Below are 11,595 nucleotides of genomic sequence, written 5' to 3' on the forward strand. Positions count from 1 at the left end.
CCAATCGAACCCCCAGACATCCTTCACCACATCAATCTTCTTTGCCCGCCTGCGCCTGTGTGTGCAAACCGAATGCAATCCGCACCCGCTCCATGGCACGCTCGGCGCCGGGCAACAGGCTAACCAGTTCAAGACGGATCAATACGCCCATCAGAATCACGGACAATGTCGACTCGCCGATCACGCGCGCGGTCGCCATGCCCATCGCGCCATAGCGCGGTGCAAGAATCAGTGCCGCGCAGAGATTGGCGAGCCCGGATAAGGCACCGACAACGGCGAGCAAGCGGTCTTTTTTGCGCGGCACGAATACGTAGAACGCGACGAATTCGTTGAAAGCCGCGAAGGGAAACATCCACGCGAACACCTGAAGCACGTGAGCGCTGGGCTCGAACGCCTGGCCCAGGATGAGCGGCAGAACAAAAGGCGAAAGCGTCAAGGCGCCGCACAGCACGAGCATGCCGTAGCCCATCAGCAGGAACGCGCCGCGACGCGTCGTAACGCGCGCGCCTTCCTTGTCGCCGTTCGCGAGTTGCCGCGATATCGTCGGAATGAATACCTGCGAAGCCGGCCCCATCAGGCTCAGTCCGATCGTCGCAAAGCGTTCCGCCGCACCGAAATAGCCGACCTGTGCAGGCGTCGACAGGAGCGTCATCAGATAGGTCGAGGATGCCGTGAGCACCACGGAGCCGGACGAATAGCAGAACAGCATCGTCGAGCTGCGCACGAGCGGCACGACACCCGAGAGCTTGAGGCGCGGCCAGCCCAATTGACGAGTCGCGAGGCCATAGGCAACGAGCGACGACGCAATGCCTGAAATCAGCAGGCTCGCCAGGACCCACACGGCGTCGCCGGGTCCTTTGACCAGGCTCAGCACCAGTACGAGGCTCAATGCAAAACCGAACACCTCGATCATGATCGGCGTACGGAAGTGCTGGCGGCCCTGAAACAGCCAGCCGAGATTCAACGCCGAGACGATGCCGAGCAGCGTCGCCAGCAGGCCGATAAGCGGCCGCTCGGACAATACCGGCGAGCTCATCGTCGCCACGACGCCGATCGCCGCGCCGATTACGCCCAGAATCAGCCGCGCGCTGACATGCAGCGAATAGATCGAATTGCATTCGGCCGCCGAATGCGCTTTCGACACCTCGCGCATGCCGACGAAAGTGAATCCGTAGCTCACGAGCATCCAGATCACGTTCATCAGCGACATCGACGCGAGCACCCTGCCGTACTCGGCAACGCCTAGAACCCGGCCATAAAACGGCACGACGATGATGAGATAGACGTACCTCATCAGATACCCGCCGTACACAAACGCGATTACATTGGCGCTCGCCCGTTTATCCATTCCCGTCTCCTTCCCGGCCTTCAACGCCCGGTCGCACGCCGGCGTGCGAGCGGGTTGGCGATATAGCGCACGGCAAAATCGGACAGCGGCGAATAAGGCAGGAGACACAGGCTCGACAGCACGAGCGTGCCGAGCTTTTTCTTCACGCCCCAGAATGGATTCGCAATGATCGTATGCAGATAACCGCTCGAATCGTGGAGCATCCAGCGCCAGCGCGAGAGGAGCTTCGCGCGATAGAGGGTCGAGCAGAACGTCGCCTTCTCGTGCGAGAAGTCATGGAAAGTCGGCGGGAGCTCCAGATTCAGCCGGTCCTTGGCGATGTTTCTCAGTATCGCCCATCGCATGTTGAATGCTCTCGGCGCTTTGTTCAGTTGCTCCGAGTTCGCGAACGATACAGTTTCGCCTCCCGCGTTATGCACGCGATAGCCGCCGAGCGACTTCGGCACGGTTCCAATCGTCCCGGTCAGCGCAACGCCGTAAATCGCGTAAAAGTCCGCGCCATAGCGATTCACGCCCTCTTCCGGAACCGGAAAGATCTGCCTGAGCGCGCTGACCCGGTAGGCATTGCCCGATGCGGGCGGTGACGGATAGAGCCAGCCGCCCTGCAATAGCTTCGTGCAGTCGTGAGGCGGCACGGTGTGCGGCACGTAAGCGCCGGTCAAGGCCCCCTGACGATCCATGACGTCGAGACGGAATTGCACCTTCGACCATGCACCGCTATCGAACAGGCGCATCACTTCGGAAACCGCTTCGGGATACAGAACGTCATCGGAGTCGAGAAGGATCACGTACTCGGTGTCGAGCAAGCTGATGGCGTAGTTGTATGCCGATACCTGTCCGCCGTTTTTCTTGAAGACGGCGGTGATACGGTCGCCATAGCTTTCCAGGATCGCACGCGAGCTGTCGGTCGAGCCATCGTCGATGACCATCACGCGCGTATCCGGATAGTCCTGCGCGAGCGCCGAGTCGATTGCCGCACGCAGATAGCGCTCGTAGTTGTAGTTGCAGATTGCAATGGTGACGTGTTTCATGATGTTTCGACTCTATTCGTCAGGTTCGGGACACCGACAACCGGCATCCGGGATACTCGCGACAGGCGACCGGGCCATGACTACGCTCAGGCGGCACCGCGCACCACCAGATAAGCCAGATGTCTGGGCGGGTTATTGCCGGCACCATTCATCTGGCTCGGTACTTTGAATCGCACTTTCATCTGCCCGTTTTCCCAGTTCGATGCAATATCTTCCGCGGCACTCGTAGTGCCGGTGAGCGCATCGATAAAATCGACCTGCGCCTCGCGCAGACGCGCACTGTCGAGCCCGCCAATGGCGACGGTCTGCCAGCCTGTACTCGCACTCACCTGCATGACGAGATCGCTACCGGAGAACAGTGCGTTGCCGCTCACGCCCTGGCCGAACTGCACGGGCTTCGAGAAACTGCCGAGATGGCCGCCCGCGGTCTTGCGCAGCACGATCAGGCTGCGCCCCGAGACGTTGTAGGTTCGCGCCGGCGGCCCGCGATGCGTCAGACGGAAAGGCTCATAGCCATCCCAGTGATAGATCATCGATACATACTTGTCCGCATCGTCCCAATCCCTCTCCAGCGCCCATACCGCAAACTCGAAGAAATAGCGCGGCAGATAATGCGGGTCCTTCATGTACTCGTCGCCGATTTCCGTTTGCCAGATACCGCGCGCGGGGCCGTTCTTCACGTACCGCTGATACAGCGCATCGAGATCGGAAACGGCGAGATAGTGCGTGTCGATATAGTCGACCCAGTCGAGCATCCGCTCGTTCAGTACCGGGCTGCGATACGCCAGCCATTGCTGGAAATTCGCGAGACCGCCCTGATCCGGCCAGCCGCCATAGACCACGTACGCGTGGTAATTGCGGATAATCCGCGCCGCCGGAATATGAATTCGCTCCACGTAGTCCTGCATCGCGCGCTCGTAGGGCTTCGAGCGCTTCTCATTCTTGCTGAAGTCCGGGCCGTGCCAGAACGTGGCCTGCGGCAGGCCGCCCGACAACTGGCCGGCAGCCTCGTTCCAGATCTGGAAATAACGCAGGTTATAAGGCGGCGCAGAGTACTTGCGGACCACCGCCTCGACATACTGTTTCCATGCGTCCACGTCGACGGGCGCCGAATTCGAATCGCCCGGCACGCTCGCATTCCATCGCGACGTATAGCCGAGTATCAACAACGAGCCGATGCCGCTGCGTTCATTGCGAATCAGCACCGGCGGCAGGTCGCTATCGAACGCGGCGCCTGTCCTGTCGATGCGCATGGTTTCACCAGGCCGATCGGGCTGACCGGGGCCCACAGAACCGCGCCCCCAACTGATGCCCATCGCGCGCCACATTTCTATGTCGGCGGCCGAACCGGCCCAGCCGTTGGTGCCGATCAGGTTCGTCATAAGACGGGCCTGCGCACGTTGGCGCTGGGCATCCTGTGTCAGTGCCAGAGCGGGCTGGGTCCGTGCCAACGGAACGACCGCTCCCGCCGCAAGCGCGGCAAATGTGCGCAGCGCCCGCCTTCGGCCTCGATGGACTTTGACGCGATTCATTTCCGTGCCCGTCCATGTCAGTCAACTCGCCGACGCGCGCGGCGTCAGGTCGGGCAAGCGGTCGCCGGTGTGCTCGTAAAGTATTTCGAGCACTTTCTTCGCCGTGCGATCCCAACGAAATTCGCGGGCACGCAATTGCCCCGCCACGCGGTATTGCTGGCGCAGATCCGCGTCGCTCATCATCTGCGAGATCTTCGCCGCGATATCGTCCGCCGAGGTCGCTTCGCAGTACATCGCGGCATCACCGCACACTTCCGGTATCGACGTCCGTGCCGATGCGATGACGGGGCAACCGCAGTACATCGCTTCGAGAGGCGGAAGACCAAATCCCTCGTAGAGCGAAGGGAAAACGAGGCAGCCGGCGTTCTCGTACAGAGCTTTCAACTCGTTATCCGATACGAAGCCCGCCCACACGATCCGCTTCGAATCCACGGCATGTGCGGCGCCATCGCTGCTAAAGATGCGCGAATTCCGTCCCCCTACGATAACGAATTTGACCGTGGTCAGATGTTCGAGCTCCGCAATCGCATCGAGCACGCGCTGCAGGTTCTTGCGCGGATCGAGACTGCCGACGATCACGCAGTACGTGTCCCTGCCCAGTTCGAGACGTTCGAGCACGGCCGGGTCTGCTACGACGCGATCGAGATGGTCTGCGCCGGGCGTCACCACTTTCACGCGCGACGGATCGATCTTAAGGTGGTGGCAGATACGCGTCTTCGAGAACCGCGACACCGTGAGGATCATGGGACGCGTTCGCCGCAGAAACGCGAAACAGATCCGGTACCAGAGCCGGAATTTTCTCGAGAAGCCTTGCGGCACGTCGTAGACCGCCATGTCATGCACCATGACGATCTGCCCGCGTTTGAAAAGCGGATTGGTATTGCACAAATTCAGCAGCGTGATTCCGCGCGCCGCGATGGGCAGCGTAATCTGCTCCCACAGCGTGCCGCGCAGCCACGGAAAGCGCCGCTGGTTATCGAGCAGCGCGCCTGGCGCGACGGCATTCTGCGGCACGAAAACTTCGAGTTCGTCGCCCGGCATCGCGTACATCTGCATCGCTCTCGTGAGTTCATACGCGACGCGTTGAACCCCCGTCATGGTCTGCGAAGTAAACTTTCCGTTGATTGCAAAGACCATCCGCTTCTCCGTTTAACGCGCTGTCGCACATGCAACTATTCCTGTGCCGGTTCAGTGCACGGCTCGATGCGCCATGTCGGCGTCGCCGAAATCGCTCGCGTAATTCGTCTCGTAGTCGTAATTCTTCGTGCTGCGGCGCAACGGAATACCGTTGAAAACCGCGCCCGAAATACGCCCTTCCGCGCGCTCCATCTTCCTGACCGTGTCCTCGATTTCCTCCTCGCTTTGCATGCCCGAACGCAACACGAGCAACGACGCGCCCGCCTCGTTCGCAATGATCGAAGCATCGGTCACGGCGAGAAATGGCGGCGTGTCGACGATCACGAGATCGAACTGGGTCGACAGACGCTCCAGCATTTCCCTGAACCGCGGCTTCATCAGCAGCGCCGCCGGGTTCTCGGGGCGTACGCCGCACGACAGGAACGTCAATCCGTCGATACCGGTCGAGCGCAAGGCATTGCGCAGCGGTATCCGTTCCGACAGTACTTCGGAGAGCCCGCCGCGATTGCTCTCGTTGAATAGCGAGGCGAGATGGCCGCGCCGCATATCGGCATCGATCAGCACGACGCGCGAGCCGATTTCCGCGTGCAGAATCGCGAGATTCGCGGCAATGAAGCTCTTTCCCGCCGAGGGCGTCGGCCCGGTAATCATCACGATGTTGTTGCGCGCGTGCGCCAGATCGCGAGTCAGTGCGGTACGTACGCCTCGCAGCGCTTCGACCGAGGAATCGTGCGGAAAGCGCGCGGCGAGAATTCTGTTGTTGTGACCGGCGCTGAACTGGATCTCCTGCGCGCTTCTCTCCAGCGGCGGATCGGCGCGCCCGGCAGACGCCGGCAAGGACTTGTGCCCCACGCTGGCCGCATTGCGATCGATCAACAACTGCTGCTGGCTGAACAGAATCTCGCCGAACATCGGCACGCTCATGCGGCGCTCGACGAATCTCGGGTCGGTCACGCCCGTCATCACATGACGACGCACGAAAACCAGCATGACGCCGGACACGATACCGAGCACCAGCCCGCCGCCGAGCACGAGTACCGGCTGCGGCATGACCGGGCGATGCGGGCTGATAGCCGGATCGAGAATATGCGCGCCGCCCGTCGTACTGGCGCGCCGAACCTGCAATTGCTGGGCCTTCTGAACCATGCCGAGATAAATCGTTTCCGCAACCTTCTGCGCGCGGATCAGATCGACGCTTTCGCGTTCGGACGCCGGCATGCCGTTGAAATGGGTATCGAACTTCCCTTTCGCGTCCTTCAGTTGCGCCAGTTGTTCGTCGATGCTCTGCACCCAGCGGCTCTGCGGGGTAAAGCGCTCGAGCATTTGCGTGCGCTGCAATTGCAATGTGGCGATCTGCTTGTCGAGATCGAGACCGCCTTGCAAATAAGCCTGCGCTTCGTTGGTCGGCTGCATCGACTGCGAACTGGAACGGAAGTTCTTCAGCGATTCCTCGGTTTTCTTCAGATCGGCGAGCAGGCGCGGCAATTCGCCGTTGATAAACGCGAGCGTTTTCGTATCGTTGAGTTGCCGGCTCGCAATCGCGGACGCGAGATATTGCTGCCCCAGGGCATTGGCAACGTCGGCGGCTTTTTCCGGACTCTGATCGCGATACTGGATTTGCAGCAGCCCCGAGTCCTTGACCTTGTCGCCTACCTTGACGAGATTCAGGAAGCGTTTGGTTGCATCGAGTTCGTTCCAGCGGATCACCTCGAATTTCGTACCCGGCCGCGCATCTAGTTCCTTGATGAGCATCGACACGCCATTCGCTTTCGCTTCCGTGCCCACCGTACCCGTCAGCAGAATCTGGCCGGACGGACCGAGCAACTCGTAGGCGCCGTTCTGGAGTGCAATCAGCGTGAGCTTTTCTTCTTCGAGTTCATGCGGCACATCGAGTGCACCCACTTTCACGCGCTCGCCGCCCCAGGCAAACGATTTCAAGCCCAGCCACGGGGCCGCGGGCTCGCCCGGCGTCGCGAACTTCTCCGCGATATTGCCGAGTATCGGAATACGATGCGGCGTCACCGAGACGTCGAAGCGGAATTGATCGATCACCGGCTGCACGACCGAGCGGCTCTCCATCACGGCCGCTTCCGTCACCGGCGACGGCGCGGGCGGCGGCAGCACGTCCTGATTCTGCAACGCGAGGCCGAGCGCGTTCGGCTCGGGCGGGTCTACCCGCACGACCACGTCGGCGGAATAGATCGGCTGTGCAATCAGCAGATACGTGACGGCCAGCGTGAGGACGACGACCGTCGTCACCACGATTTCCCAGATATGGTCACGCATCAGCGTGAGCATCGCGCCCGCACTGAGCTGCCTGCGCTCAGTGTCGATGGCGGGATAGAGCGAATTTTGCGGGTAGTAATCCACCGGTCTGATCCTTACAGGTTGATAAGCAGAACGATCAACGACACGCTCTGCGTCGTCACGTTGCAAATGACGCCGCTGCCGGCCGGAAAGGCCCTGAATTGGCTGGCGCACGGCGAAGCGACGTGCTGGGTCGGGTTAGGTCGGGGAACCGCACTCGGGACCTCTCGAGCGACGGAAGGCTACACAGCTATTGCGTTGTCCACTGCGGCATTGCCAATCGCGCTTCTCGGGAATTCGAAATACGAAGTCCCGATTCCCCCGAATCGCAATGGGCAACTTCTCTATGGATGTTGCGGTGAAGCATAGCCCGCAAAAAGAAGTACTCAATCGCCGGAGGCATAAATTCGGGTGTTATTGGCCGAATGTGCGGAGCGTTTTACATTTGCAGACGCTGTTGTTGCGATCTGCAATTGGTGTAACAGAGTTATACGATTCTCACGAAACATCGCGACAGAACGCGTGTTGCGCGCTTCGAGTGCGAGGCATCGGGCTTTGAACGGACTCATATCGCCTCATCCTTTACCACGCCGCGTATTTGACGATTTCGGCACAAAGTGAGGTACCGAAATCGCGCCAATTGAATGAGAAAAAACTTCACTGAGAGACAGGTAATAGAAAGCGTTCGAACGGAGTTCAAGGTAAGAATTTCCCAGATCATGACGATTACGCCAAAACACCCGCGCATGCCGGCCAAGTTCGTCTTGATCACCTCGATGCGCTAATCTCAATGCGTAGTTTTTCCCGTCTGGAGAATCCCGCGTGATGAAGCACATTGGTCTTTTCGTCTTCCAGAACTGTTCGGTGGCCAGTACCGGCGCGATAGGCGACGCGTTCCGGCTTGCCAACGAGTTCAAAAGATCCGCTGGTGAACAACCGGCCTATCGGCTCTCCGTACTGTCGGATGGCGGCGGTCTCGTGACCAGTTCTTCCGGCATTTCGATCTGGACCCAAGGACTCGATCGCTACTGCCTCGCCGATTTCCATGCATTCTTCGTGGCCTGCCGCGACGTCACCGAAGTGGCGGAATCGAATGACCGCTTTCTGTCGTGGATCTCATTGCAGGGCTCGATCGCATCGTTCGGCATGCAGCAAGGCGCAAACCTGGCCGTGATATGCAACGACCCGCTGCAATCCACGGTGCCGATCTATCTGTTCGACGACAGCGGCGACGCGTCGCGAGCGCCCAGCAACGTTACGCCGACCGATCTGGCGATCGCGCAGATAGAGCGCGACGTCAATTCGGATACGGCCCGAAAAATCGGCCGCATTCTGCAAACGGGCTACGCCGAAAAGAGCCGCACCGAAATCGACGATGCGAACATCACGACCACGACCGAGAAGATTCGCGAGTCGGCGCGCTGGATCAAGGAGAACTACAGCAAGGCGATCTCGGTTGCTCAGGCCGCGGAGTCGGTCGCGATGAGCAAGCGCAATTTTCAACGCCGCTTCAAATGCGAATTCGGGATGACCCCGCTCGAATACCTGCTGCGCACGCGCTTCGAAATCGTGCGCTCGATGTTGAAGAACACCGATTTGCCGGTCGACAAGATTGCGCGCCGGTGCGGCATGGGGGACGGCAATCGCCTCGGGCGGCTCTTCAAGGAGCGCTATGGCATGTCGCCGACGCAATTCCGCGCGCAACAGCAGATAGAAGCCGAGGAGCGCTGGCAGACGGCCGAGGAAAGTTGGGGCACCACGGCCGAGATGCTGCGGCAGGTTCCCGCCACTCTTTGATGCTTCGGGACGAGCGCTTCGCGACCCATATATTCATGGATAAGAACATGACGATCACCGAACCCACCGCGTTCGATGAAGAAGATACGGTGGACGCCACGCAGGACACGGCGTCCGAACACGGGGCTGTTGCCCTCTCTGACGCGGTATCTGGCGAGCAGACGAGGCAATATGAGGAACCGCTTCATCAGCGCCGGCAAGCGCCTTCCAGAGTGAGAGCGATCAAGGAAGCCGCGAAATCATTGCTGCCGGACTCCATCTTCGTGAGTCTGCTGCATCACAAATGCATTGGCCGCTATCCGAATCTTCTTCATCCCGCCACGTTCAATGAGAAGATCCTGCAACGTAATCTGAAGCCCGATCCGCGTTACATCGATCTGGCCGATAAACTCAAGGTGCGGGAATATATTGCAGCAAAGATCGGCGAGCAGTATTTAATACCGCTTCTCGCCGCGCCGGAGCTGTTGACGCGCGAGGTCTTCGACTCGCTGCCGGATGCCTTCGTCATGAAGGCCAATCACGGCAGCAATTTCGTCGAAGTGGTGAGAGACAAATCGAAGACGTCTTTCGAGAAATTGCGGATGCTCGCCGAGCAATGGCTGGCGACCGACTTCTACCACATCGCGCGCGAGCGGCATTATCGGATGATCAAGCCGCGCGTCTTCTTCGAGCACCTGCTGCTCGACCAGCACGGCCAGATTCCCGCCGATCTCAAGGTGCACTGCTTTGGCGGCCGTCCCGGTGGGCCGATCATCTATATCCTCGTGATAGCGGACCGGTTCGGCGACTGCCATGGCGACGTATACGACGCCGACTGGAATCATCTCGACATCGCCATCGGCCCCTATAAACGCAGCGCCGCACCCTCTGCGCCCCCGCGGAATCTGCAAGCGGTACTGGACGTCGCGGTGCGATTGGCCGAAGACTTCGACTATGTTCGCGTCGATCTATATGCACCGGATAACGAAATTTATTTCGGCGAATTGACGTTCACGCCGGGCGCGGGCGTATTACCCTTCACACCCGACAGCGTCGATTACGAGTGGGGCAAGCTGCTTGCGTGAACCGGCGGCTCAGGCAAGCGAAGCAGTCAAGCTCATTCACGGGAGCTTCGACTCCACCGCTGATTCCCGCTGCTTTCCGCCGATTCCCACTGCCAGTCAGACCGCTGAACCATCACGCCGGCATCATGCCGTTCTCCATCTTCGCGCCGTTGGCCTCGCGCGAAATCAGAGACGACAGCCATGCCCGCGCGGCTTCACGCCGACGAGCCGCCGTGCAGATCGCAGCGGTAAAAGTCGTGATGGATTGAAGGCTGCCCGGGAGTGCCCCGAGCACGTCGATACCGGCTACGTGAATCAACTCGCTCAACTGCTGAAATCCCAGCGCGACCTCTCCGCGCGCCACCAGCGCACCCACCGGCACGCCCGGCGGCGCCTTCACGAGACGCGGAGCAATACTCCCGGCAATGCCGAGGCGTTCGAGCAGCCAGAGCAGATGCGTGCCGCTCGGTCCCGTCGAATAACCGATGCTGCGTGCGCCGAGCATTGCCTCACGCAGCGCCGCTTCGGTGCCGATGTCCGGATGCGGCTCACCGGTGGCCACCGCGACCGCGACGCCCGAGCGCGCAAATGCGACCCGGCTCGCGGAATCGACATGACCGGCCAGCGCGAGCCGTTCGATCGCGTTCTCCGCCAGCACGACGATATCGAATACTTCGCCATCCTCTACACGACGCGCCGCGTCAACACCGCCAACCGATTCGATCGCCACCGGCTGTCCCGTGCGGCGCTCATACGATGCGGCGAGTTTGGCCAGAACCTGGCGCGTCGCCATCGACGAAATGCCTGTGATCGGCTCAAGCACGCTGTTCAATCCTTGTAGCGCAGTCCGGCCTGCTCGAGCGGCCCGCGCATGTTGTACATGTCGAGACCGAGCACGCCCGAGGCGAGCTTCGCCCGCTTATCGCTCTCGAGCGCTTCGCGCTCGGCCGCTTTTTCGAGTACCGCTGGCGCCGCCGCGGCGGGCACGACGACCACACCGTCGTCATCCGCGACGACGACATCGCCCGGCGTCACCAGTGCGCCCGCGCAGACGACCGGAATATTCACCGAGCCGAGCGTCGCCTTGACGGTGCCCTTCGCGGAAATCGCCTTGCTCCAGACCGGGAACTGCATCCCGGTCAATACGCTCACGTCGCGCACGCCGGCATCGATAATCAAGCCGCGCGCGCCACGCGCCTTGAAGCTCGTCGCAAGCAGATCGCCGAAATAGTCATCGGTGCAATCGGCGGTAACGCCGGCCACGACGATGTCACCGGGGCGAATCTGCTCGGCCGCGACGTGCAGCATCCAGTTGTCGCCGGGATGCAGCAGCACGGTGACGGCCGTGCCGGCCGCCGTCGCGCCCGCATAGATCGGGCGCATATAAGGCTTGAGCAGGC

The 11,595-nt window shown here is 60.7% G+C and carries 9 protein-coding genes; 2 read left to right on the forward strand and 7 right to left on the reverse strand.

Translation table 11 applies throughout. The features are described 5' to 3' along the window. Positions 1-31: 31 nt before the first annotated feature. The 5 genes from G3N58_RS24715 to G3N58_RS24735 form a co-directional block, all read right to left on the reverse strand. On the reverse strand, positions 32-1,348 hold the full coding sequence (locus tag G3N58_RS24715; protein ID WP_167039546.1) for an oligosaccharide flippase family protein: 1,317 nt from the start codon (positions 1,346-1,348) through the stop codon (positions 32-34). Positions 1,349-1,368: 20 nt separating this feature from the next. Further along, entirely contained in the window at positions 1,369-2,379 is a 1,011-nt protein-coding gene (locus G3N58_RS24720; protein ID WP_205988684.1) for a glycosyltransferase family A protein, read from the reverse strand. A gap of 86 nt (positions 2,380-2,465) precedes the next feature. Next, entirely contained in the window at positions 2,466-3,911 is a 1,446-nt protein-coding gene (locus G3N58_RS24725; protein ID WP_206000446.1) for a hypothetical protein, read from the reverse strand. A gap of 21 nt (positions 3,912-3,932) precedes the next feature. Beyond that, the gene (locus G3N58_RS24730; protein ID WP_167284336.1) at positions 3,933-5,048 is read right to left on the reverse strand and encodes a glycosyltransferase family 1 protein; all 1,116 of its coding nucleotides are present in this window, start codon (positions 5,046-5,048) and stop codon (positions 3,933-3,935) included. A gap of 51 nt (positions 5,049-5,099) precedes the next feature. After that, positions 5,100-7,418 (reverse strand): polysaccharide biosynthesis tyrosine autokinase, encoded by a 2,319-nt coding sequence (locus G3N58_RS24735; protein ID WP_206000447.1) that lies wholly within the window; start codon positions 7,416-7,418, stop codon positions 5,100-5,102. 762 nt (positions 7,419-8,180) lie between these two features. Here G3N58_RS24735 and G3N58_RS24740 point away from each other — a divergent pair. Both G3N58_RS24740 and G3N58_RS24745 read left to right on the forward strand, forming a co-directional pair. Next, entirely contained in the window at positions 8,181-9,152 is a 972-nt protein-coding gene (locus tag G3N58_RS24740; protein WP_167039920.1) for a helix-turn-helix domain-containing protein, read from the forward strand. A 47-nt stretch (positions 9,153-9,199) separates the two neighbouring features. Then, on the forward strand, positions 9,200-10,216 hold the full coding sequence (locus G3N58_RS24745) for an ATP-grasp fold amidoligase family protein (protein ID WP_206000448.1): 1,017 nt from the start codon (positions 9,200-9,202) through the stop codon (positions 10,214-10,216). A gap of 112 nt (positions 10,217-10,328) precedes the next feature. On the opposite strand, the gene G3N58_RS24750 is transcribed toward G3N58_RS24745, so the two are convergent. Together G3N58_RS24750 and ligK are read right to left on the reverse strand one after the other, a co-directional pair. Next, positions 10,329-10,988 (reverse strand): substrate-binding domain-containing protein, encoded by a 660-nt coding sequence (locus G3N58_RS24750; RefSeq protein ID WP_167039918.1) that lies wholly within the window; start codon positions 10,986-10,988, stop codon positions 10,329-10,331. 35 nt (positions 10,989-11,023) lie between these two features. Further along, on the reverse strand, positions 11,024-11,595 hold a 572-nt coding region (ligK, locus tag G3N58_RS24755), incomplete at its 5' end, for a 4-carboxy-4-hydroxy-2-oxoadipate aldolase/oxaloacetate decarboxylase (protein WP_206000449.1).

The sequence above is a fragment of the Paraburkholderia sp. Ac-20342 genome (assembly GCF_017104985.1).
Classification (GTDB): domain Bacteria; phylum Pseudomonadota; class Gammaproteobacteria; order Burkholderiales; family Burkholderiaceae; genus Paraburkholderia.